This is a genomic window from Spirosoma gilvum, from assembly GCF_054776815.1.
The window spans coordinates 251,224-277,221 of sequence record NZ_BAAHBH010000005.1; the positions used below are offsets into that span (position 1 = coordinate 251,224).

The 25,998-nt window shown below is 49.6% G+C and carries 15 protein-coding genes; 8 read left to right on the forward strand and 7 right to left on the reverse strand.

Features of this window, described 5'->3' with window-relative positions; all coding sequences use genetic code 11:
- Positions 1-342: 342 nt before the first annotated feature.
- On the reverse strand, positions 343-2,805 hold the full coding sequence (locus ACYVFD_RS15135) for an ABC transporter permease (protein WP_461091017.1): 2,463 nt from the start codon (positions 2,803-2,805) through the stop codon (positions 343-345).
- Positions 2,806-2,839: 34 nt separating this feature from the next.
- Complete coding sequence (locus tag ACYVFD_RS15140) at positions 2,840-4,015, reverse strand: hypothetical protein (protein ID WP_461091018.1); 1,176 nt, start codon at positions 4,013-4,015, stop codon at positions 2,840-2,842.
- Positions 4,016-4,217: 202 nt separating this feature from the next.
- Here ACYVFD_RS15140 and ACYVFD_RS15145 point away from each other — a divergent pair, with 202 nt between their 5' ends.
- From ACYVFD_RS15145 to ACYVFD_RS15170, 6 genes are all read left to right on the forward strand, one after another.
- Positions 4,218-5,498, forward strand: a complete 1,281-nt coding sequence (locus ACYVFD_RS15145; protein ID WP_461091019.1) for a hypothetical protein — start codon at positions 4,218-4,220, stop codon at positions 5,496-5,498.
- A gap of 70 nt (positions 5,499-5,568) precedes the next feature.
- Positions 5,569-6,978 (forward strand): serine hydrolase domain-containing protein, encoded by a 1,410-nt coding sequence (locus ACYVFD_RS15150; RefSeq protein WP_461091020.1) that lies wholly within the window; start codon positions 5,569-5,571, stop codon positions 6,976-6,978.
- Between the two features lie 9 nt (positions 6,979-6,987).
- The gene (locus ACYVFD_RS15155) at positions 6,988-7,797 is read left to right on the forward strand and encodes a helix-turn-helix domain-containing protein (protein ID WP_461091021.1); all 810 of its coding nucleotides are present in this window, start codon (positions 6,988-6,990) and stop codon (positions 7,795-7,797) included.
- Positions 7,798-8,017: 220 nt separating this feature from the next.
- Positions 8,018-8,344: a PadR family transcriptional regulator gene (locus ACYVFD_RS15160; protein WP_461091022.1), complete on the forward strand. Its 327-nt coding sequence runs from the start codon at positions 8,018-8,020 to the stop codon at positions 8,342-8,344.
- A 3-nt stretch (positions 8,345-8,347) separates the two neighbouring features.
- Positions 8,348-11,041 (forward strand): permease prefix domain 2-containing transporter, encoded by a 2,694-nt coding sequence (locus ACYVFD_RS15165; RefSeq protein ID WP_461091023.1) that lies wholly within the window; start codon positions 8,348-8,350, stop codon positions 11,039-11,041.
- 176 nt (positions 11,042-11,217) lie between these two features.
- Positions 11,218-12,663 carry an alpha/beta fold hydrolase gene (locus tag ACYVFD_RS15170; RefSeq protein ID WP_461091024.1) on the forward strand — a complete coding sequence of 482 codons (1,446 nt, stop codon included), beginning with the start codon at positions 11,218-11,220 and terminating at the stop codon, positions 12,661-12,663.
- Positions 12,664-12,745: 82 nt separating this feature from the next.
- Here ACYVFD_RS15170 and ACYVFD_RS15175 read toward each other — a convergent pair whose 3' ends face one another.
- Positions 12,746-13,765 (reverse strand): OmpA family protein, encoded by a 1,020-nt coding sequence (locus ACYVFD_RS15175; RefSeq protein ID WP_461091025.1) that lies wholly within the window; start codon positions 13,763-13,765, stop codon positions 12,746-12,748.
- A gap of 33 nt (positions 13,766-13,798) precedes the next feature.
- Entirely contained in the window at positions 13,799-15,043 is a 1,245-nt protein-coding gene (locus tag ACYVFD_RS15180) for a hypothetical protein (protein ID WP_461091026.1), read from the reverse strand.
- A 194-nt stretch (positions 15,044-15,237) separates the two neighbouring features.
- Between ACYVFD_RS15180 and ACYVFD_RS15185 the strand changes: the two genes are divergently transcribed.
- Positions 15,238-17,220, forward strand: a complete 1,983-nt coding sequence (locus ACYVFD_RS15185; RefSeq protein WP_461091027.1) for a tetratricopeptide repeat-containing sensor histidine kinase — start codon at positions 15,238-15,240, stop codon at positions 17,218-17,220.
- Complete coding sequence (locus ACYVFD_RS15190; protein WP_461091028.1) at positions 17,213-17,827, forward strand: response regulator; 615 nt, start codon at positions 17,213-17,215, stop codon at positions 17,825-17,827. Before ACYVFD_RS15185 ends, ACYVFD_RS15190 begins: the two co-directional genes overlap by 8 nt.
- 51 nt (positions 17,828-17,878) lie before the next feature.
- Here the strand turns inward: ACYVFD_RS15190 and ACYVFD_RS15195 are convergent, their stop codons facing one another.
- The 3 genes from ACYVFD_RS15195 to ACYVFD_RS15205 form a co-directional block, all read right to left on the reverse strand.
- A complete protein-coding gene (locus tag ACYVFD_RS15195) occupies positions 17,879-20,518 on the reverse strand; it encodes an ABC transporter permease (RefSeq protein ID WP_461091029.1) in 2,640 nt (879 codons plus the stop codon).
- Positions 20,519-20,594: 76 nt separating this feature from the next.
- Positions 20,595-23,240 (reverse strand): permease prefix domain 2-containing transporter, encoded by a 2,646-nt coding sequence (locus ACYVFD_RS15200; RefSeq protein ID WP_461091030.1) that lies wholly within the window; start codon positions 23,238-23,240, stop codon positions 20,595-20,597.
- A gap of 77 nt (positions 23,241-23,317) precedes the next feature.
- The gene (locus ACYVFD_RS15205; RefSeq protein WP_461091032.1) at positions 23,318-25,921 is read right to left on the reverse strand and encodes an ABC transporter permease; all 2,604 of its coding nucleotides are present in this window, start codon (positions 25,919-25,921) and stop codon (positions 23,318-23,320) included.
- Positions 25,922-25,998 lie beyond the last annotated feature (77 nt).

A 25,998-nucleotide genomic window follows, 5' to 3' on the forward strand; every position in this document is an offset into this window, starting at 1 on the left:
TTCGGATCAGACACCTACTTAAACTGTCCACAAACGGACATTTTTTGTACGGACGTGGACAGCCCTCGAAGCTGCCCCATTCCATATTCAACAATAATATGAAAAATTATCTCACAATTTTTCATGTCGTTTAACAAACCCTGCCCTTCTTGTGTTATATACCCGTAATCGCTGATAGACGGAGATGCTGTGAAAGGCACCTGATTTTAAATAACAACTGTTCTAGCAAGCGAAACAAAAGCCAGGTGACTTCCGTCGTCTGGCTTTCTCTTTATTAGCGCAGGGCATAGAGCCTAGTCTTTGCTTCACCCCAGGCCCTTACCCCTACGCCCCAGTCCTCCCTTACTCCGACCGCAACGAGCGAACCGGATTGACCAGGGCCGCCTTTATAGTTTCGTAGCTGACGACAGCCACTGTCAACAACATCACCAGTATGATGCTCAGCAGAAAAATGGACCCATCCAGGTTAACACGGTACGTAAAATCCTGAAGCCAGCGATGCATCACAAACCAGCCCAGCGGAATAGCCAATATACAGGCGACGACCAGTAAGGTCAGAAAGGGGGTAAACAATAGACCGAGGATTTGAGGCAATGAAGCGCCCAGAACTTTTCGAATACCGATTTCTTTGGTACGCCGTTCGGCCAGATACGACGACAGACCAAACAACCCCATACAGGCAATCAGAATCGACAATAGCGAAAACGCCTTGAATAAACCCGCCATACGCGTTTCGCCTTCATACATCCGGCCGAATTCTTCACTCATAAACCAGTGTCCGAACCCTATTCCGGGCAACACCTGCTTCCATTTCGCTTCAACTTCGGCAATCTTCTCCTGAAATTTCCCGGCAGGCAACTTCACGTACACAATCCGATCTTCAGGGTCGGGGCGGGCGCTGATGGCCAGCGGGGAAATGGTATGGTGAATGGAACGGAACGGAAAATCGCGTACAATACCGACTACCATACCTTCCTTCTTCTGAGCAGGGTCCTGATAGGGTCGTTTGATCGTCAGACGCATTCCTAATACCTTATCCAGTGGTAGTCCTAAGGCTTTCACTGCACTTTCGTTAAGCAGATAGGCGCTCGAATCAGCCGGATTGTTGTTTCGAAAGGTTCGCCCGGCCAGCAGATTCAGGTTAAACACTTGTGGCAGGTCAAAATCGCCGTTCATACCCGCCCATTGATATACCTGATTGCCCAACTGTGGAAACGTAACATCGTGGTCCAGTGAGCCAAAATAGTCCTGATTGGGTAAGTGATTGGCCATCGTAACGACCTGAATTTCGGGATCTTCCAAAATACGCTGCTTCAAGGATCGGTATTTATCCAGCGACGCCATCCCCGACCATCGGATCGACAGCAACTGGTCGCCACTCTTGCTTAAAGTAGACTGCCGGATGAAGTTCATCTGTTGCATCATGATTCCGGTCGAGACAATCAGTAGTATCGTAACCGTGTATTGCAACACGACTAATCCTTTCCGAAGCCAGTCGGAGCTGGGACTGGCAAGTCGGGCATTTTTCAGAACACTAATCGGCAACAGTCCTGATAAATACAGTGCTGGATAACTCCCTGCCAGCAACCCCACCAGTAGTGTAGTTCCCATAGTTACCATGATCAACTTGGCTTGTATCAGATGGGCCAGTGTGAAATGCTTTCCCGAAATGAGGTTAAACACTGGTAGCAGAAGAATAACCAGTAAGAGTGCAATCAGCAGGGCCATAAACGTAGTAATCAGCGATTCACCCAGAAACTGCCAGACCAACTGCCAACGATTGCTGCCCAGCACTTTGCGTAAGCCGATTTCCTTCGCCCGCCGGACCGCCCTGGCGGTTGCTAGGTTCATGTAGTTGATACTGGCAATAACAATCACCAGAAGCGCCGTACAGGCAAAAATGTAGAGGTATTTGACATCACCTATCCGGCTGTTGTTATAACTCGATCGGAGCGCTTCGTTGAAATGCACATCCTTCAGTGGTAAAATAACCGGCTCGAATGCCCGGTCAGGATTTTTGGTGACATTGGCCTGTACGACCTGGTTAAACGACCGCTGTAGCTTATCAATATCGGCATCGGGTTTAAGGTGCAGGTAGGTCAGGAAGTACCCGTCGCCATTGCCCCAGTTTTCCTGCCAGTTCTGATTATTGGCCGTCATCATTGGCCGAAGCATGCCGGTACTGATCAGGTAATCGGGCTGTATGTGCGAATTTTCGGGATAATCTTCCAGCACGCCCGTTACGGTCAGCGGTACGTACGTGTTATTGGTAGCATAAATGTGGCTTATTTCCAGTGTTTTACCGACTGGGTTCTGGTCGCCAAAAAACTGTTCCGCAATGGTTTTACTCAGGACAATACCGTTCGGTTTATCAAACGCCGTTTCAACATTTCCGTACAGCAGCGGAAACGAGAAGACTTCCTTAAAATCGGGATTCACCCAGAATGCATTTTCCGACAGTAAAATCTTATCCGCCTGTTTGTCCCAGAATGAAGCCGGGTAACCCAGCGAAACAAGCTGCGTACCGCCCGTAACTTCCGGGAAACGACTTTTCAGCGCTTTCAGCCAGGCTCCGGCGGCATAAGCAGAGGTTCGTTCCTGTCCATTATTGTTCCGATGCGTTCCCAGAATGTAAAGGTTATCGGAGTCGGGATGAAAGCGATCGAAACCCTCTTCGTCGATGATAAACAGGTAGATCAATGTAACACTAGCCAGCCCAATGGCCAGTCCGGCCAGATTGAGCAGCGTAAATCCTTTCTGGCGCTTGACATTGCGCAAGGCAACGGTAAGGTAGTTTCGGAACATGATAGTAAAGAGGTTCTATAGCTGGCTTGATCACTTATTTCATGGTCTGAATTCCGACGGTGTCGTCCAGACGGGCAACGATGCCCCAGCCGTAGAAATAATTGGCCAGACCGATCAGAATTTCGTTATTTCCCTCTTTCAGCGGTAGTTTGACAGTCGTATTCTCAATCGTACACCGGCCCAAAGGAAACTTTTGCTGCGGGGTGCCAAAGTAATTTTTGTCGGCGTACAGAAACTGGCCATTTACGAAAACCCAGACCTCATCACTAAATCCCAGACTCAGCAGCCGTTCCTGTGCTTTGCTGGATTGAATGCTGGTTTTGAGCCAGGCCATCAGACGTACTTCACCGTCTTTATGCGCATACCGTCGGCTCAGGTTAACGATGTTTCGATTTTCGGCCTTGATGGGCGACCAACGTGTGGTACTATCGGGCAACTCGGCTGGACCCGCTTTTCCGTAGGTACTCTGTACGCCAACGACCGGCTCTTTGCCAAACGGAAATACGACAGGCTCACTGACCAGCCAGTTTCGGAGGTAGCGCGTATCGTGGGCGACGATGTTATAGCCCGCTTCTGGATTGAGTCCTTCGGTAACATCAGGCTTAATAACGAAATTGGCATAATTGACCGAACCACTCAGCGAGATAGCCCCCGAGCCTGCCGGGCTTTCCAGTTCCGGTACGATCAGCGCCGGTTTGCTCATGTCGTTGACATACGCCCGCATCTGTCGGCCCGAAATCACCAGTTTTACGTGGTTCCAACCTGTTTCAGCGATGGTAGCCCCCGTCTGGTATTCGTCCGTCATATCCCACATACTCATCCCCTTGATGATGGAGGCATATTGCAGCGTGGTTCGTACGTCGGGCGTTACTTTCCCGAACGAACGGAGGTAAAAGTTTTCGCCATTCTGCTGATCGGCGTCCATTCGGAAATTGATACCTGGAAAACCGGGGCCCGTGAGTTCGACGTCATATTCAATAGTGCCATTACTGAAGGTTACGTCTTTCAGGACAATGCTTTTGGGACCTTTTATAATTTTCATGATACCAGCCTCTTTGCCAGCCAAAAATTCAACCTGCCCCGGTGCATAACTCCACCGTTCTGCAGTCATCGGAATGTGTAATTCCTGCGGTTTCTTGGGGGTTTTCTGGGCATGCGTGGGCGGAATCAAGGCCGCCAGAAAAAGAAGGAGATAAGGAATTCGGTACATACGGGTTGTGATTAAGGAGTTCAGATTGACAAAAAGTGATTCGTGATCGTTTGAGTGGCAACAGGCGGCATCGGAATTGATCGTAAAAACGTGTAAACTCGTACGCTGATTACCAATGTGTCGGCAAACGTATCGACAAAGCCCTAATGGATAAAATCAATCTGAATTCAAGTTTTTTCAAGTTATATCACACTGACAGACAATGGTTTCCGACTCTACCGATTTGCTCCGCTGCAAACAATTGATCGAACAGAAACTCGATTGGGGAGCGAGCGAAACCTGGACAAGCACCGACTTTGAAAATCTGCAACAGCGGATTCTGGACGAAACGGGCGTTTCGTTAAGTGCGAGTACGTTACGAAGAATATGGGGGCGGGTCGATTACCAGCATTTGCCCAGCGGCACTACGCTAAATACCCTGGCTCAGTTTGCCGGTTATGCCGACTGGCGGCAGTTCGTTCGGTCGCTGAGTGTGCCGACAGAATCCACCGCTCAATCTGCGGGTACAGTTGAGTCGATAATAGCCATACCGATGAAGCCGTCGATCAACTGGCGTCGGCTAGGCTGGATGTCAGGCATTACTCTTGGGATTGTTTTACTCGGGATGGCGGCCTTCGAGCAGAAAAACCCGCAGGTCGATGCTACTCAGTACAGCTTTAGCAGCAAACCCCTGACCCGTACCATTCCGAACTCGGTCATTTTTACCTACGATGCGTCGGCCTCCCCAACCGATTCGGTCTATATTCAGCAATCCTGGGATCAGACCCGTCGGGAGGTAGTCGCCAAAGATGGGCAGACGCATACGTCCATTTATTACGAACCGGGTTTTTACCGGGCGAAACTCGTGGTTGGTCATGAGATCGTGAAGGAACATTCGTTGCTGATTCCTACCAATGGCTGGTTAGCTACCCTTGCTGCCAAACCAGTCCCGATCTATCTGAAATCGAGCGAATTTATGACGCAGGGACAGATGCGACTGCCGATTGCGACCATCCAGCAGAAAAACGTAGCCTTACAGCCCGAAGCGCCCTTACTAAAGTATTTCAATGTCGGCAATTTCGCTCCCGTACCCGTCACCGATTTCACTTTTGGCTGCCAGGTAAAAAATGAATACAATGAAGGTTCTTCTACCTGTCAGCTATCGTGGATTGTACTGATGACCAACGATATGCCGATCTCAATACCGCTCTGTACCAAAGGCTGTATTTCCGATCTGATGTTGATGGATGGTGCCCGAACTGTATCGGGCAAAAACACAGATTTGTCTGGATTGGGCGTCGATTTTTCGGATTGGGTTCACGTAACATGCCACAGCGACGGCCAAAAACTTTATTATACCGTCAATAACAAAGTGGCTTACTCAGCACCGCTTCCGACGAAGAACGTAGAAATTGTAGGAATTCTGTATGCATTTCGGGGAACGGGCGCGGTGAAAAGCGTTTCGCTGCAAACGAACGGTAAGTCTGTCTTCCAGGCATTCTAAGTGGTCCCTGCCTGAATTTGCAACAATTGGGACGCGGACATGTCTTTAGCCCAAACGTCTTCGCTTCAACATGGTTCGCTTTGCCTGCATACTCAGTTATGGATTACTTTTGACCAGTTCAGTAAATGCACAAACGGACCAATTGCCTTATACGCAGGTACGGGATTCGATCATCGCCCGTTTCAATAGAGATGATTTCAAAGGTATTTATCAACTGGCCGATACGGCCTTTACCAAAGGTATAACCGAAGCCCGGTTGGTCGGTTATCTTAAAAACAATCGCAATAGCGGCAATATTGTGCGGGTAGTTTCGCAGGAGGAAACGCGGGGTGGAGTTGCTTATAGACTGGCGTTTGAGGTGCGCGACATGAATCTTTTCCTGAAAGTGACACCGGCCGGAACGTTCAGCAGTTTTGGGTTTTCAAATGCGCCGATCACCTTACTGGCCACCGCTCCAGCCGTTAAAAATACCAATGCACTGACAACGGCTTTTGATCGGTCAGTCGATAGCCTGGTGCGCGACTATTTCCGAAACCCCAATACTACTGGCCTTTCCATCGGGTTAATAAAAAGCGGCAAAACCTATCGCTATCAGTACGGAGAGGTTCGACGGGGAAGTGGACAAGTACCTACCTCGCTAACTAGTTACGAAATTGCGTCAATTACTAAAACGTTTACCACCACGTTGTTAGCTCGGGCCGTGCTGGCGGGCAAGGTTGCTCTCTCCGACGATATTCGCCGTTTTTTACCGGGCGAGTTCCCTAATTTAAGCTATGAAAACCACCCGATTACGCTACTGGATCTAGCCAACCACACGGCTCGCTTGCCTACGTTACCACCGACTATTGGCGAACTGCCGAACGCAGGCCGACTTAATCCGGAAGCAGCTATGGACTCACTGGCGTTTTATCAGGCGCTGCGGACCGTACACCTGGATACCTTGCCCGGTTATAAGTTTGAATACTCCAACTGGGGAATCTCTTTACTGGGACACATACTGGAGAAGGTCTATCATCAGTCGTACGCCCAGTTGATTCAGAACTGTATTACCAAGCCGTTGGGCATGTCTCATACGTACTACCATCTCGCTCATGAGAACCAATCACGTATAGCCCAGCCCTATAGCGAAAACGGCAATCTAATACTATTTCAGGATGGAGGACTGTTTGGTCCGGCTGGCGATATTCATACCGACCTGACCGATATGATGCGCTACCTACAAGCACAAATTGAGGAACAGGATGCAGCTATCACCTTGACCCACCAACCAACCCGAAACAATATGGGTCTTGGCTGGGGAACCCGTACAAAGGATCGAATACGAGATGTTCAGCACAATGGGAGTTCATTAGGATTTCGGTCGCATATTTCAGCGTTTCCCGAACTAAAGAGTGGCTGTGTACTCCTGGCCAATAGCAAGGCCGATATGGGTAAGCTAATTGCTGGTCTACAAGCACTACTAAGCCGCCGAAATCCATAACTTACCTCCATGACGGAAATCTTCGACAACATCCGAAAGCTGTACCGATTCTACCTTCCGCAAAATGAACTGGCCAATTTCATTGAGTTCATTTCCGAATCGTCGGCCGAAGAAACCTTTCGGCAGGTGGACAATAATCCGTTTACCGTCAGGATGTTCCCTAGCTGGACGCCGACCTGTTACATCAATCTGGGTGAGCCCTATCAGTTAACCGTAGGGGCAACGCTGTACAAGATTCGTAAAAATGCGGACGTATTCATTCTGCGGAACAACATCGTTGAACGACATAATCTGCCAACCGATCATATTGTTACGGTCAAGTTTTTTCCGGGTGGCCTGGAAGCGATTCTGGGCGTCAATCAGGTGCAGTTCCGCGATCAGGTAGTACCGCTGGAAACCGTTTTGCCCACAGTGCTCATTCAGCGCGTTAAACAGGCCACCGATTTTGACGAGCGCATCAATCTGCTTGAATCGTTCTTTCTGAGTCGGTTAAACCGTAGGAATAAGCCTGACCATTACCGAACGATGGTGAGCAGTACCATTGGTACGTTTGGGGAGAACGGCATGGAGTTGAACACGGGTCAACTCGCCGACCGTATGTTTTTGACCTCCAAAACGATCAATCGATACTTCCATCGGGTTATTGGAACCCCGCCCAAACAATACCTTTCGATGATGAGAGCGCGGACGGCCTTATCCAGTTACGTCGCCCATAAAAATCAATTCTCACCCTATGACTTCGGCTATTACGACATGAGCCATTTCTATAAAGATGTCGTCAGACTCACGGGCAAAAAATTAAGCGCAGGCAGCGCGTAAAAATGCTAGCCTTGTAGGGAAAGATTATTGTAATCAATCGGTTGCTTTGGCGAAAATTAAGACATCCCCTTTGTTCAGGAGCGGACATAAACTGTACGCTTTCGGACAGCCAGCCAATCCCCAAATCTGCATAAACTGCTGACATTCTGCACAGTAAAAATATGGCATTCCATTTGTTTAGCAAATAGTAAGAAAATTAGCTGACTAACGAATCGGGTGTATGGGCAGAACCTACCTGGGTGAATTTGAAGAACTTGTCCTGCTGACGGTGGCAATCCTGAATGGATCGGCTTATGGACTCAATATTGCGGACGAGTTAAAGCAACGAACCGACCGATCCATTAACCTCAGTGGGGTCCATGTCGCCCTGTACCGGCTGGAAGAAAAAGGCTTTGTTAAATCGGAACTGGGTGGCGCAACGGCCGCTCGGGGTGGACGCCGAAAGCGACTCTTCTCGATCACGGCCTACGGCAAGCGAACGCTGGATGAGCTGCGGCAGGTTCGTAATGACCTATGGGAGGCTATACCCAACCTATCCTTCTCGTAAGCCATGCCGCAACTACCCCATCCATTGGTACCGCCCTCCTGGGCCGATCGGTTGCTGAGGCTCTTCTGCCCCGACGAGTTACAGGAAGAGTTGCTGGGCGATCTGCACGAACAATTTGAGCAGCAGGTGGCTGAATTGGGCGAGCCCATGGCCCGCCGTTTGTACATCGGGCAGGTCATTCGATTTTGCCGGCCTTATTTCATCATCCGCCGACTTAGGGCACGGCCCACACCTGGAAGTCCCTATTCATCTCCCTTTTTCCTCTCTCCGCTTATGATTCGCAACTACCTCAAAATCGCCCTGCGTATAGTCCGCAAAGACAACACATTCACGCTCATTAACCTGGCAGGATTGGCAACGGGTTTGGCCGTCGCGTTGCTTATTGTTCAGTATGTGCGCTTTGAACTGAGTTATGAGAATGCCAACCCATTGGCGAATCGGATTGTGCGACTCACCATGGACTATCTGAACGGAGGAACGGTGAATGCTCAGGATGCTGAAACGTATAATCCAATTGGCCCCAAAGCCAAACAGGAAATGAATGAAGTGGTGAACTACGCTCGGGCCAAACCGTTCAGCAAACGGCTCACCATTCAGCTCGGCGATACGTATTCGGTAGTGGATAAGGCGCTGGCCGTCGATTCTTCCTTCTTCGCCATGTTTAACTACCCACTTATCCGGGGAGCCCGAAATCATATCTTTACCAGGCCACGGCAGGCGGTGCTGACCAAAACAATGGCGCTGACTTACTTCAGAACGCTAGATGTGGTCGGCAAAACCCTGAAAATTTCCCGACCCGGAAACAACATCCTGCTGGAAATCGTGGGGGTGGTGCCTGATAGTCCGATCAACACGCATCTAAAATTTGATATGGTTTTCTCCTATCCGACGCTACAATCGGACTTTAACCAAAAAGAAGAGGACTGGAACGGCAATAATCTGTACACCTATCTCCAACTGGCAGAAAATACGGATTACGAAAAATTCACAAAGTCGCTGTCGGCCTTCAGTGATCGATTGCTGCAGGAAAAGAAGATAACCAATGAGCGGGTCATCGGCCAGAAAATCGGCGACATCCACCTGTATTCGCACAAAACCTACGAGATTGAACCCAATGGCGAAGCACAGTCCGTCTACTTTTTGCTGGGCGTAGCGTTTCTGGTACTTCTGAACGCCTTTGTCAACTATGTGAATCTGACTACGGCCAAAGCCCTCGACCGGGCCAAAGAAGTGGGCATGAGAAAGGTCATTGGCTCTACGTTGGCCCAGATCAGAACCCAGATTTTCCTGGAAACGGTTTTGCTCAATAGTATCGCCGGGGTTCTGGCGGTAGGCTTGGTGGCGGCTCTGCGGTCGGTGTTCGTCCAGGTGGCGGGTTTGCCCGAAGGGTTTACCGTGTTTGGGGACGTTTTTTTCTGGGAAAGTCTGGTGGCTTTTTTAGTATTAAGTAGCTGTCTGTCGGGCGTTTACCCAGCCTTTGTGCTGTCGTCGTTCGAACCGATTACGGTCCTCAAAGGTAATTTCTCGCGTTCTACCAAAGGCACATTCCTGCGCAAGTCGTTAGTTGTTTTTCAACTGACGATTACCCTTGTTCTACTGGTCCAAACGTTCACGGTTTACCAGCAGGTGGCCTTTCTGCGGAAACAAAACTTAGGGCTTCGCATGGATCATACGCTGGTGGTCAAGGCTCCGGTGGGAAGCAATAGCGAGCAGGCTTATGATTCATTTCGGCAAATGCTGCTGGCTCAATCGCAGGTCAAATTGATCGCCTTTTCTGCCACCGTGCCGGGCCTGGAATCGTCGCAAATGGGAACAAGTACGGGCGTCAATCTGTCTGACGCTGTTAAGAAAACGTACTACAACTATTACATAACCCCAATCGACACCTCGTTTATCGACTTGATGGGTATCCGGCTATTGGCGGGCAAAAACTTCGATGCGACGACCCGGTTCGGCCTTTCGGACACCACCGACCGGCAACTCATTGTTAATGAGGAAACGCTACGTCTATGGGAGATTCCAACGCCCCAGGAAGCCATCGGCCGACGAGTCGATTTGTGGGGGCATCAGGCTACGATTCGGGGCGTTGTCAAAAATTACCACTACGAATCGCCCAAATCAGCTTTTATTCCCATTATCCTGCTATACTCTCCCCATTTCAGTTCATTTGCCAGCGTGAAGTTTGCCGGAGGGAATGCGGAAGAACATCTGGCTACGTTGAAGCGAGTTTATGAAGCCAATTTCCCGCATTCACCCTTTAGCTATTTCTTTCTGGATAGCGAGTATGACAAACAGTATAAGGCCGATGATCGCTTTCAACAGGTATTTAGTGGCTTAACGGCATTTGCCATTCTGATCTCCTGTTTGGGGCTGTTCGGTTTAGCAACGTTCACGGTTGCCAAACGGACCAAGGAAATCGGGATTCGTAAAGTGATCGGCGCCAGTACGACAAACCTGCTGGTTTTACTCTCGAAGGATTTTATCCGCACCGTATGGCTATCCATCCTGATCGGTTTACCGGTTACGTATTTTCTGGTCAACAACTGGCTGGCCAATTACGCTACACGCATCGAACTGAGCTGGTGGCTTTTTGCGGGTCCTGCGCTGCTGGTCTTTTTGCTGGTTTTGATCTCCATTGGCGGTAAAACGATTGCCAGTGCGCTGACGAACCCAGTCAACTCATTACGAAGCGAATAAACATTCGTGTTCTATCTGTAACCTGTGCGGCAATCGGAAGTTTCCAGCTTGCCGCACAGGTAGGCGGACATTCTATGGCAGTAGCTTTGAGAGCAGCAACCGGATTGAGAATGTCCGTTTTTTACTAAAATCTGCACGCGCAATCCGATTTTTTTGCCGAAAAAAAGCAGATACCGATGAACAGAATTTCACCAGTTGCCCTTCTAACTCTACTTTTCGTTTCATTCCTTACTCCGGCTCGAAGCCAGTCAGGCACGGTTCGCCAACTGGAGCCCTGCCCTTGTCAGGTTAAAATAGACAGTACGTTTCGGACGCGCTGTGCCTACCTGATTGTGCCGGAAAACCGGAAAAAGAAGAACGGAAAAACCATTAAGCTGCCTTTTATTCTGGTCGAAAGCAAAAATCCAGCGAAGAAGAAAGACCCGGTGCTGTTTACAGGTGGCGGGCCGGGCGTTAGTTCACTGGGCTGGGCGCAGGGCGCATCCAAGTCGCTCGTTATCAACGACCGCGACTGCATTGCCTTTGAACAACGCGGCACTCTCTATGCCATTCCAAACCTGGATGGCCCCGAGCTGGGTCAGGCCGTTCGGGAGTCCTACCGTAAAAATCTGAACAAAGACAGCATGGAGGTAGTCGGGGTGAAGCGACTTAAAAAATCGCTGGAAGCCAAAGGCATCGACCTGTCTGGGTATAATACTGTCGAAACCGTATCTGACATCCATGATCTACTGGCCACACTTAAGGTCGATTCTGTTAATCTGGTGGGCGTTTCCTATAGCGGAGGTCTAATGTCAGCCGTTCTCCAGCGAGATCCTAAGCCTATCCGGTCGCTGATACTGGACTCTCCACTACCCATCTTTGTCCCGATTGATGAAGACGAACCCGCCAATTTTGCCGAAGCACTCAACATCCTATTCGATCACGTCGAACAAGACTCGACCGACAAGGCTCGGTATGGCAATCTAAAGGCCCGATTCGAACGCTACTTCACGAGTATCGAAGGCAAAACGTTTACGTTTCCGTACGTTGAGAAGGGGGCAAAAGACACCCTGCAAGTGCAATACACGCGGAATGAGCTGCTCGACTACCTGGTCAATGTGATGTACAATGCTGCCCGCATCCGGCAAATTCCGTATATCATTACGGAGATGATGCAGGGAAATCACACGTTCGTAAAAGGTGTTTTAGATAGTAAATTGAGTGGTTATAATGGCCCGTCAGGCATGCGAATTTCGGTGTACTGCGCCGATCAGGCGGCTTATCACAGCGAAAAGGTAAAGCAGCAACTTTACGATGCCTATCCTTATTTGCGAGGCTATCACATCAATGACGTCTACCAACCGTTGTGCGACTGCTGGAAGGTTCCACCGATCAACCCGGAAACCAAAAAGCCTTTCTATTCCAACAAACCAGCCCTGTTGGTCGACGGAGCGATGGATAATGCCACACGTCCGCTGTACATCGATAGGCTTCACCATTATATGCCCAATAGCCAGCGAATCCTTTTCAAACTTCGCTCGCACGGCGTTGGCGGCCCCGATTGGGCTCGTTTGATGCAGGAGTTCCTGACTAATCCTTACCAGAAACTAAAGTCAGATAAAGCAGAAATCGTGGTGTATTGAGGGCGGGGTGCAGGGGGCGGGGTGCATGGAGCGAGGAGCCCTAACACCCTGCTCCCCGCACCCTGCTCCTAGCTCCCCGCTATTACATTTTCACAAATTCAACCCGTCGGTTCTCGGTTTTACCTTCTACCGTTTTGTTATCGCCGATGGGCTTTGTTTCGCCGTACCCTTTGGTCATTAGACGGCCCGCGTCAATACCCATCGATACCAATTGGGTTTTCACCGCGTTGGCCCGCGCTTCCGACAGTTTCAGATTGCTGGCATCATCACCGTCCGAATCGGTATGGCCGCCAACTTCAAATTTTAACGCTGGGTTCTGCTTCAGGATACCGGCAATGGCATTGATCTCACCCATCGACGCCGGTTTTATTACGGCCTTGTTCACATCGAAGTTGATACCATGTGAGATGTATTTACCATCGGTAAAGGCTTTACTAATCAGGTTCTGGTCGCCACCAGCCGCCAGTTTAAAGTTTTTAAACGCCATGGATTTCCCTTCGCTGGCATCGCCACTAACCAGCACGGAAGTTGCTTTAAAGGTCACCTCCGGTACGCTCAGTACCCGATGCTGATTAACATAAACTTTTAGCTGGCTCCCTTTTACCGCAATGGCATAGTGAATCCATTTATTGAAATAATTTTCGGCACGGACCTCTTCGGGATTGTCGCCATTCAGTTTACCTTCTGGACCAAAGAAGGTAGTGTAATCCCGGCTTGTCTCGATTATGACAGGCGCATCATCGCCATTCATCAGTTTAATTCTGACACCTGGATTAGAATCGTAACTGGCATCCAGATAGGCATCAAATTCAATGGTAAAGTCCTTGGGTAAGTAAGCCGGGGTTTTCACTCTTGGCGTCAGAGCGGTATAATATTTGGTAATAAAAAAGGCTTTTTCATCGCCCGATTTATTCACGACGGCCTGACCTTCCTTCAGCTTCCAGTGGGTACCAAATTCGCCCACCTGACTATCCTGAAAGTCATCACTAAAGATAATCTTATCACCGGCCACAAAATCATAGTTCTGATAGGCTTTCAAATCCTGTGCTACTAGGGTTTCGCCAATTAATAGGGCAATTCCCAATAAAATGTACTGCTTCATAATTCGTTCTGCGTGTTTGTGAATGGTTAAAATTTAGTACCGATCGGCCTGTCGGTGTACTTTGAATCGGCCGTTGATCTGGGCGTTGGGCCGCTTTTTCTGATCGTTGTCCAGAGGCTGATTGGCTTTGTAAACTACCTTCACCTCCCCTGCAAACGTACCCTCAATAAATCCGCCAACGGGGTCATACCGGGTAATGCTGACCTTCAGACCGTCGGCGTCGAAGCTGTATTCACAGCCATCCCAGCAGTTAACTCCACCGGCAAACGATGCTTTTTCGACATTGGGATATATCTCAAATTCGCCCATTTGCCGAATGAATGGAATAGTAATATCCAGAAAACCGCTCTTATTTTTCGTTTTGAAATCATCGTCTTCCTGAACCAGAATGCGCGTCACGGCATTTTCTGTGATGGCCGGGTTCGGGTGATTATTGCGTAGGTAGCCAAATTCCCCCTGCGCAGAGTGCTTCAGACGAATGAGCCGGTCCTGGAAATCGCCCCCATTGAGGGTGAACTCAATTTCGTTGAGACCAGGCAGGGGTTTGAGCAATGGCTTATCGGCGACTTTAGCAACAGTCTGGGATACTGTGGTCGGGCGGTTCAGTTTTTGTTGACCAATCAACGCGCGCAGAGCTGCCACGTCCATATTTTTCAGGAAGTAATCGAGCACGGCAGGCGAACCTTTTACCTCTACCAATACCGTCTGAATTTGGGTCATTGGTACAGTACGGTTCAGGGGAGCCGCCCACGAATAGGCCATCCGCTGATCATCCAGCATTTCTGATTTGGAGGTCCAGCCAGTGCCCATTGCCAGCCGACTTTCATGCGGGCCTACCAGCACCAGATCGAAACTCGGAACAGGGCGTTTGGTGGCCGTGCCATCGGTTTCCAGTCGACTGCTGAAGCCATTCACCCGAACCTTAATTTCGCACTCGGTTTCGTCCTGCATTTTCTGAATACCCGCCACATCAACGGCTACTTTTCGCCATTTCTCCTTTTCCGCTTCGCTCACATTCTGGCAAACATACCGAATGAAAAAACCATGCCCAAAAGGCGACTTTACGGCTGATCCACCATCGTGAAACCAGGTTACGCCCTCTGTCTTCGATTCGTCATCTACCCGCCAATCGGGTAAGTCATGCGGTAAGGCTTTCTGGATGATCTTTTTCACCCGCTCGTCTTCAGCGGTTTCAGATTCCAAAGCTGGTCGGCCTTCCTGCCCAAAACCGACGACGGATGTCAGGCAACTGATTATCAGTATAAGCCAGGCTTTCATAATTTCAGGGCTTTGGTTGGCAAGAATAAACTGTAGCGTACGATACGTACCATTTTCATTTCGGCAATAAACGGATTGGGATACGGGTCAAAAGTAGGAAGCCGGTCGATGTTTCATTTCCCCTAAAAAGGGGAAATTTTATCCAAAAAAAAGCACTTTTTTTGAGTCTTTATCCCAATCCTTACCCAAACACCATGAATCTGACTACCAGATGCTTGCTCTCCGTACTTTTTGCCTTTATTCTGTACGGGTACAGTACGATCACTCTGGCACAGACTGGCGATTTGGAAGCTTTACGGCAAAAGCTGACCACCTCCCGGCCCGACACAAACCGCGTTAAGCTGCTGAACAAAATCGGCGATGAATATGCCTACAACGACATCAAAACAGCCCGGCGTTACTACCACGATGGCTATGTACTGAGCCAGAAACTCGGCTTTGTGCGGGGCATTATCCGGTACTATTCGAGCGAGGGCGAACTGTTGAATCTGGAAGGTAAATACGTCCAATGTATGACCCTTCTCCGGCAAGGCGTTGCGTTGAGTTTAGCCCGAAAAGACCCTATGCGTGAAGGTATCATGTACGAAAATATGGGAAATACCTTCGGGCTGATGCAGCGGCTCGACTCAGCAACAAACTACTATTTTAAGTCGCTCCGCATTTTTGAATCGTTTCAGGACAGTGTCAAACTGGCAAATGTCTACAACAACCTCAGTTCGGTTTTCATGCAGACGGACAAACCCGAAACGGCTCTAACGTACATCGACAAAGCCATTGCGATCAGCCAGGCGGCTGAGGATGGGTTTTATCTGAGTCATTTGATCAACAAGGAAGCCATTCTCTGGAAACTACACCGACGCGAGGACGCCATTGCCACCAATCAACGGGTTATAGCCCTGGCCCGAAAACTAAATGACACTGTAGCCCTGGCCGACGCCCTGCAAAACTGGTGTCAGCATGATCTGGAAACGGGCCATTTACAGGCCATTCTTCCCCATGCACAGGCGTTGAGCGAGTTGAGTCCAGCCTTGCAGTCGCCCGACCGTACGGCACAAGCCCATTACTGGCTCTCAGTAGGCTATTACTACCAGAACCGGTTTTCTGATGCGCTGACCTATATTGAAAAAGCGCTGGCCGAGGCCCGCCAGTCAGAAAACAATCAGCATGTACAAACCTATTATACTCACTACGCCCGGCTTTTGCTAGCCCACAACCATGATACGCAACGGGCCGCTCATTACGAGCAACTGGCCGACTCGCTGCGGGACCTGAGTCTGAACAATACCATTGTAAAAACCACCCGAGAACTGGCCACGCAGTACGAGACCGAAAAGAAAGAAGCAGCTCTTCAGCAACTTTCGGTTGAAAACCAGAATCGAAAACGGTTGGTCAGCCTACTGATCTTTTCGGTCGTCGTTCTGGTTGGTGCCTTACTTTTCTTTGGGCTTTGGATGCGAAACCGGGCGCGGGTTCAGGAGCAGGAAAAAGCGTTATACGAACAAACCGTTCGACAACTGGAAAACGAAAAGCAGTTGCTGGCCAGTCATGCTATTGTGAAAGGGCAGGAAGCCGAACGAAGTCGACTCGCCAAAGACCTGCACGATGGTTTGGGTGGCATTTTGTCCAGTGTTAAATATTCATTTCAAGCCATGAAACAAACCTTCGTTCTATCGGAAGAAAACGCGTTGGCTTTCGAGAAAAGCATGAATCTACTCGATGCTTCACTGGCGGAACTGCGTCGGGTGTCGCACAACATGATGCCTGAAAGTCTGGTCAGACTCAGCCTCGAAGACGCCCTCCACGACTATATTCAAACCCTGACCGAAACCACCGACATCCGCTTCACCTACCAGACTTTCGGGCTAGACACTGTAACGCTCGACAATCTCTACAAAACTACCATCTACCGGGTGGTGCAGGAGCTAACGACCAACATTGTCCGACATGCCAGAGCGACTGAGGTACTGGTACAAATCATGGCTAAAAACAGCCAAATTAACCTAACCGTCGAGGACAATGGCGTAGGATTTGATCCTGACAAGGTAAATAAGAGTCAGAGCATGGGCATTCAGAATCTGTATCACCGGATTAACTACCTAAAAGGCACCATCGATCTTCAGACCGAGCCGGATAAGGGCTGTTCTTATTATATCGAAATTCCACTAAACCATGATTAACGTACTGGTTGTAGAAGATCACCCGCTGGTGTCGGAGGGCCTAAAAGCCATCTTCGAGCGTGAGCCGGAAATTACCTGTTTGAGTGTAGTGGTTACAGGAAAAGACCTCCTGACGAAGCTTCAGCACCAGCAGCCGGATGTGATTGTAATGGACATCAACCTCCCCGATACCAACGGGCTGGACCTGTGCAAGCAGGTGAAAGAACGCTACCCGACCATCCATGTTCTGGCGCTCAGTATCAACAACGAAAAAGCGATTATCAAGAAGATTATCGAAAATGGCGCCAGCGGTTATCTTCTGAAAGACGCGGCTCAGTACGAAATTGTCGACGCCATTAATGCAGTTACACAGCACAAAAAATATTTCAGCCTATCGGCGTCAATAACCCTCAACAAACCCGACGCCATAACCCTTCCGGTACTAACCCGACGGGAACGCGAGATTCTGGTTAAAATAGCCGATGGCCTAACCAACCAGCAAATTGCCGACCAGTTATTTGTGGACGTCAGCACCGTCAACAGTCACCGAAAAAACATGCTGGCCAAATACGACGTCCAAAACACGGCGCAACTAATCAAACTGGCTATTACGAATAAGTTGATTTAGGGGTAGGGTCTGTAGAGACAAGGCATGCCTTGTCTCTACGCGGGAACAGAATCATTCCGACCTCAGGCTCTTCACCGGATTTACTAAGGCTGCTTTGACGCTCTGAAAACTAATCGTTAGCAGTGTAATGAGTAGGGCACCGGCACCCGAAGCGGCAAAAATCCACCACGATAGTTCAGTGTGATATTGGTATTTCTGAAGCCAGTTGTCTAAGAAATAATAGGCAATAGGTGTAGCAATGCCGAAAGCGATAATCACCAGGATCACAAAATCTTTCGATAGCAAGCCCCACAGATTGAGCACGCTGGCCCCTAATACCTTACGTACGCCAATCTCTTTGGTTCGTTGTTCGGCCATGAAGGACGCCAGGCCAAACAATCCCAGGCAGGAAATAAAAATGGCCAGCACGGCGAAGAAGGACGCCAGGGTGCCAATCCGCTCTTCGTCAGCAAATTTCTGGTTGTACTCGGCATCCGCAAATTTATAATCAAACGGAGCCGTTGGGTTGTACTTCTGAAAAACAGGCGCAAGCTTACTCACCGCTTCGCTAGCGCTCAGGTTCGGATTCAGCCGTACATTGATAAAGTTGCTGGGGAAATTACTGATATAAAACAGCGTTTGCCGGGCAGGTTCATACGGCGATTCCATCACCATGTCTTTGATGACCCCAATGATTTTGTAACGCAGGTCGCCTTCCCGGATCACTTTTCCAACCGGATCTTTTAAACCCATAAACTTCGCAGCGGCTTCGTTGATGACCATCGCGGCCGAGTCGGTACCAAAGGCTTTCGAAAAGTCGCGCCCGTCTTTAAACTGCCAGCCGACGGTTTTCCCAAAGTCATAGGTTACGCCAACGACAGCGAAATCGGGCTGCTGATTCGGGTCTTTGCCGTCCCAGTCAAAACCGCCGTTTATATTCCAGACGCCCGTTAATGGACTTTCCGATTCGGCAGTTTCGATAGCGGCTCCGGTTTCGATCAGCTCTTTTCGGAAAGCATCGTAATGATTATGAATGTCGGGCGTTGTGGTTTGCACGTAGAGCAGTCCGTTCCGGCTATAGCCAATGGGCCGGTCTTTAGCAAACTGAATCTGGCGAAACACGATGATGGTGCCAATAATCAACGCCACCGACACCGTAAACTGTACCACCACCAGCACCTGACGCGGCAACGACGCGAACCGTCCAACTCTAAAAGTCCCTTTTAATACCTTGACAGGCTGAAAACCGGACAGGTACAAGGCTGGATAGCTACCGGCCAGCAAGCCGGTAAATACCGTAAAGCCGAGTCCCAGCGCCCAGAAAACTGGGTTTGTCCACAGCATGGTCATCTTTTTCGCGGCCACGTCGTTGAAGAAGGGCAAAACCAGTTGCACTAACAGTAGCGCCAGTGCAAAGGCAATCAGTACCACCAACAACGATTCGCTCAGAAACTGGCTGATCAACTGGGCTCGAACAGAACCGACTGCTTTGCGTATGCCGACTTCTTTGGCTCGTTTTTCGGAGCGGGCCGTACTCAGGTTCATAAAATTGATACAGGCCAGCAGCAATACAAACACCCCGATGATGCCGAACAACCACACGAACTGAATCTGCCCACCAACGTTTATGCCGTTTTTGAACTCCGAATACAGGTGCCAGCGACTCATAGGCTGAAGGAAAAGCTGGGGGTTGAATTTGGCGAGTTCCTTACCTCCATTCCGCAATTTTACGTCTTTGATCTTTGCCGAAACCTGGTCCATATCAGCATGATCGGCCAGTTGGACAAAAACCAGAAACGAGTTATTATCCCACTTTTGCTCCGACCGTTTCACCCAATCGCGGATGGCTACATTGACCTTCCAGGGGACCATATATTCCAGGTTACTGAACTGCGTATTATATGGCAGATCCTCGTAAACACCGGTCACTTTTACGGCGATCTGGTTGTCAATTTTCAGCAGTTTCCCCAACGGTTCATCGGCGCCGAAGAAGGCGTTGGCAACGGATTCCGAAATCATAATAGAATAGGGTTCATTCAAGCCCGCCCGAGTCCCTTTAACCATCTTTAGCGAAAACATATCAGGTGCCTGCGGCTCGATGTAATTCCCTGTCCGCCAGAATTTCTTATCGCCAAACGACAGGATGTGCCCTTCGGTCCAGGACGACAGCAGCACGTGTTTAAACAGTCCACCGTTACGGTCAGAGCCGTAGCTTCTCCGAAGTACACTGGCTACCGGAATAGGAACCGCCCGGCTGGTACTTGTCACATCGTTGATCGTCTGATGCTGCATGACCTGGGCAATGCGGTCGTAGTTCTGGTGGTATTTGTCGAAGGATAATTCATCATAAATCCACAGACCGATCAGCATCGCCACCGCCAGACCTACCGCCAGCCCGCCGATATTGATAAACGAGTATGCCTTCTGACGAGTCAGGTTGCGAAAGGCGATTTTGAGGTAGTTGCGTAGCATATCTGTACGTTTTGGGTTGGGGTATTCCGGTTTCTGTCGTTTGATAAATTCAGGGCGTAGATAGGCCAGTACATCCAGCCAGTAACGCCAGTTCGCTTTAGTTTCGCCCCGTTGTTTGACGCGGAGGGCGTATCGTTCATGCAAATCGCCCAGCACCTCTTCGCGTAGGTGAGGAGCGCAAAACCAGATTAGTAGTCGGTCGGCGAAGCGGGGTGGTTTGAAGCGGGGTGCAGGGTGCATGGAGCAAGGAGGTAAGGCAAGAAGCGAGGGGGTGATTCATAGAGACTACTCCATGCGCCACGCCCCATGCTCCATTCTATTCGGAGCGCAATGATTTCACGGGGTTCACCAACGCAGCTTTAATGCTTTGAAAACTGATCGTCAGGAGCGTAATGAGCAGGGCACCCGCGCCAGTAGCAGCAAAAATCCACCACGACGGCTCGGTTCGGTAGGTGTATTTCTGAAGCCAGCTACTGAGGAAGTAGTACGCAACTGGGGTGGCAATTCCGAATGCAATAATGACCAGCATCACGAACTCTTTGGATAATAATCCCCATAGATTGAGCACACTAGCGCCCAATACTTTCCGCACACCAATTTCTTTGGTACGTTGCTCGGCAATGAACGAGGATAATCCAAAAAGGCCCAGGCAACTGATGAAAATGGCCAGCCCAGCGAAGACAGAAGCCAGTTTCCCCACCCGTTCTTCGGCGGCAAATTTCAGGGCGTACTCCTGATCGGCGAATTTGTATTCAAATGGAGCCAACGGAATAAGTTTTTTAAAGACAGCTTCGATTTTGGGTAGGGCTTCGCTCGCACTGACAGTCGGTTTGAGCCGAATGTCGATCCAGTTGGTGCCACCATGACCGCGAATCATAAAAATGGTTGGGGAAATCGACTCATACGGGGATTCCATGACCACATCTTTAATGACGCCCAGGATTTTGTAATTCATCAGCGGTCGTTCCTGAAACTGCCAGCTAACGGCTTCGCCAATCGGCTGTTGAAGACCCATATATCTGGCGGCTGCTTCGTTGATAACCATGCCCGAAGAATCCGATGCCAGCTCTCTCGAAAAATCGCGACCTTTCACAAACTGCCAGCCTACGGTTTTGCCATATTCCGGCGTTACGACCAGGGACCCAAAACTATCTTTCAACGACGGATCTTTTCCTTTCCAGGTGAACCCGTCATTGCCCGACCAGACCTCGGTGACTTTTCCCATCGATTCGGCCATTTCGGCGACCACACCCGTACCCTGGAGTTCGGACCGGAGCAACTCATGTTTACCGTAAAAATCGCCCGATTTCATTTCTACCATCAACAGCCCATCGCGGGTATACCCAACTGGCCGATTTTTGGCAAATTGAACCTGACGAAATACGATAATGGTGCCGATAATCAACGTGACCGATACCGTAAACTGAACTACTACCAATACTTTGCGGGGTATGGAAGCAAAACGACCTACCCGAAAAGTCCCCTTTAGTACTCGAACAGGCTGGAATGAAGACAGATACAAAGCGGGATAGCTACCGGCCACAAAACCTGTAAAGCTGATAAAGAGCAGGCTGACAATCCAGAACCATTGATTCGTCCAGGGGATTGTTATTTGCTTGGCAGCTACGTCGTTGAACCAGGGGAGAGAAACGGAAGTCAGTAAGAGAGCCAGCACAAAGGCCAGCATAACTACCAAAAACGACTCACTGAAAAACTGATTCACCAACTGGCTCCGCACCGACCCCACCGATTTTCGGATGCCAACTTCTTTGGCGCGTTTTTCGGAACGAGCCGTGCTCAGGTTCATAAAGTTGATACAGGCCAGCAGTAACACAAAGGCCCCAATGATGCTGATGAGCCAGACCATCTGCATTGGTCCTTCGTCCATCTGACCGCGTTTGTAATTGTGCAGATGCCAGTCGCGCATCGGAAACAGAAATACCTCTGGTCGCAGCTTGGCCACTTCCGGGAAATTGCCCAGGTGTTTCATTTCTGCATTTTGTATGTCGGCTGAGGCCGTTTCAATATCTGTATCTGGCGCTATTTCAGCGTAAATTTTCAGAAAATGGTTTTTCCAATCGGTCATGGCCTTCGCTTTGATCCAGGGGTTATCGGACACCCACAAATCGAACGGAGCCAGAAATTTGGCCTGATTGAACTGGGTATTCAGCGGTAAGTCTTCGTACACACCCGTTACTTTCACATCCAGCTTATTGTTGATTTTCATCAACTGATTGACGGGGTCGACAGTACCAAATAAGGCCCTGGCCGTAGACTCGGAAAGTAAAATGGAATGTGGATCGTTCAGGCCGGTGCGTGAGCCGTAAATCATCTTCAGCGTCAGCATATCGGGGGCTCCGGGTTCCATAAACAGCCCTTTTCGGGAGATCTTTGTTTCACCCGCCGACAACACATTATCGACATCCCAGGATGAAGCAACGATGTGTTTAAAGTGGTTTTTATAATTGACCTTTAGCTCCGTAAGCAGCGGATACTGCACAGACGAATTTATGCCAACGCCCTCATCTCCATACTCCCGCGACCGCACCTGCGCAATACGGGCATAGTGTTCGTGATACGTATTGAACGACAACTCATCGTACAACCAAAGTCCAATTAACATAGCCACGGCCATACCGACCGCCAGTCCACCGATGTTAATGACCGACGAAACCTTGTTGCGTGTCAGGTTCCGAAACGCGATTTTTAGATAATTCCGTAGCATAATCGTATTGGTTGGTTGAGGAAATTGATCAGGTTTTCGGTTGATGAATTCAGGTCGTATATAAGCCAACATATCCAGCCAGTAGCGCCGTCGGGCACGGGTTTCGCCCAAATGTTTCACCCGCAGTACGTATCGTTCATGCAAATCTCCCAGCACCTCTTCGCGTAGGTGAGGAGCGCAGAACCAGGTCAACAATCGGTCGGCAAGGCGGGGTGGTGTGCTGGGTGCAGGGCGCATGGAGCAAGGAGGTAAAGCAAGTAGCAAGGGGAGCGAACCATAGAGAAGACGCCATGCGCCACGCCCCCTGCTCCTCGCTATTCAGATCGAAGCGATTTTACGGGGTTTACCAGCGCGGCTTTGATAGCCTGAAAACTGACGGTTAGCGTTACGATCAGGATGGCAGAAATTAAGGTTAGCAGAAATACCCCGGCCCCGATGGCGATACGATAGCTATAGTCCTGCAACCATTTCTCCATGACATACCAGCCAATGGGTGCTCCAATGACAAACGCAATCCCGATTAGCTGAATAAACTCTTTGGTCAGGAGTCCTACAATGCTGGTTACGGTAGCTCCCAGCACTTTACGCACGCCAATTTCTTTGGTGCGCTGCTGGGCAGTGTAGGCCGCTAGTCCAAATAATCCCAGGCAGGAAATGATAATCGTTAACCCGGTAAACAGACTGATCAGAGAACCCGTCCGTTGCTCGTCGGCAAACTTCGCTTTGTACGACTCATCGGCAAAGGTGTATTCGAACGGGTAGTTTGGATTGTATTTCTTAGCAAGTTTTTCAGCAATTTCCAGATTCTGGGCTGCTGTATTCGTCGGATTTAGCCGAACACTCACCCAGGAGAGCGGAATTGACCCAGTGGGCCCATGAACGACAACGGGGTTAATCGGCTCATAGGGTGACGCAAAGATGAAATCCTTCACAACGCCAACGACATGCCAATCGTGTGAATCGAACCGGATGCTCGTTCCAATCGGATTTTTCAGGTGCATCGTTTTAACAGCCGTTTCGTTTAGCAAAACCGCCGTTGAATCTGTTGGATAGCTCTGAATGTCAATATCCCGGCCCGCGATCAATTTGGTACCTGTGGTTTTAAGAAAATCGTCATCGGCGCCAAAGCGATCAAACTCAACATCTTTATCGGCTTTTGTACTGCCCGGCCACGAAAGTCCCCATTGACGGGAGTTGAGGCTGGTAATCGGGCCAAGCGATTTACTCACTGAAACGGCAGCTCCGTTTTGAATCAGTTCCTGCTGAAACGAATCATAGTGCGTCGACAAATCTCCGGTCATACTCATAAACAGAAGGTTATTCTGGTCATACCCGTTGTCCCGATTCTGCGCGTACTGTATCTGATCGTTAATGACTAGTGTGCCGATAATGAGGATGATAGCGAATGAAAACTGGGTGATTACCAACCCTTTTCGTAACGAGAAAATTGAGTTTACCGAATGATGAAGGGCGTTCATCACCTTACCCGGCTGAAAATTCGCCAGCACAAAAGCGGGATAGCTACCGGCCAGTAATCCCGTAAACAGGACAAATGCCACAGCAGCCAGCCAGAATTTGACCGTTCCCAACTCTAACGACAGTTGCTTGTCGGTCAGGTTGTTGAACGTCGGGGTAAACAGCAGCACGACCAATAGAGCGAGCAGACCGGCAAAAAAGGCAAGCAGTAATGATTCGCTGATAAACTGAAAAACCAGTGATCGTTTCTGAGCGCCTACCACCTTTCGGATGCCAACCTCTTTCGCTCGTTTTTCGCTTCGGGCGGTCGTTAAATTAATGAAGTTGACAGCCGCCACCAGCAGAATTAGGCCCGCAATGAGGCTAAACAAGCGTACGTTAACAATCTTCCCATCAACCAGTTGACCATTTTCTCCTTTAGAATACAAGTGCCATTTGCTGGCTGGATGAAGAAAAATCTGCCGGTGCGATACGTCTTCAATTACGCCTTTGAGATGGTCTGCCGTAACCCGCTTGATCTTCTCGGTAAGGGCAACCGGATTAACCTTGTCTTTTAGCAGAACGTAGGTGTAGTTATTGTTCGAACCCCAGCCATCGGAATCCCAGCCCGGCACCACAAAGGATGTCCAGGGAAGCAAAAAAGACAGATTGCTAAAGTGGGTATTATTTGGCAGATCGTCCAGAACACCTGTTACCGAAAAGCTATCCTTGTGGTCAATCTGAAGCGTTTTACCAACCGCATCACGGGTTCCAAACAGCTTTTCGGCTAAGGACTTCGTGATAACGATTCCGTTGGCCCCGGAAAGCACCTTTTCCCGATTGCCCGTGAGGAGCGCAAAGTCAAATAAATTCAGGAAAGATGGATCGGCATAAGCACCCTCCATATTCAACTGCTTGCCGTCGGCGGTCAGCAGCAAAGTAGTGGGCCGGTAACGAGTTGCTTCCTCTACATCGGGGTAATTCTGTTTTAACGTGGGTGCCAACGGTAAGGGCGTTGTTCCCCAAACCGTCGGGTTTCCGCTGAATACGTCCTGATTATATACCTGAAACAGTCGATCCGTTTTGCTATAAAAACGGTCGTAGGTAAGCTCACTTTGAATCCAGAGGAAAATGAGTGTAGAAGCCGCCATTCCAACTGCCAGTCCGGCCATATTGAGCGATGCGTAGCCCTTTTCCCGTATCAGGTTTCGCCAGGCGATTTTCAAATAATTCCGTAGCATAGTCGTATTGGTTGGTCGAGGGTATTGTGCGGGTTGTCTTCGAATAAATTCGGGTCGTACATAGGCCAGCATATCCAGCCAGTAGCGCCACTTCGCTTTGGGTTCGCCCCGCTGTTTCACTCGGATGGCATACCGCTCGTGTAAATCGCCCAGCACTTCCTCCCGCAAATGAGGGGCGCAGAACCAGGTCAGCAGTCGGTCGGCAAGGCGAGGTGGGTTCATAAGCAAGGAGCAGGGTGCATGGAGCAAGGAGGTAAAGCAAGTAGCAAGGGGAGCAAACCATAGAGAAGACGCCATGC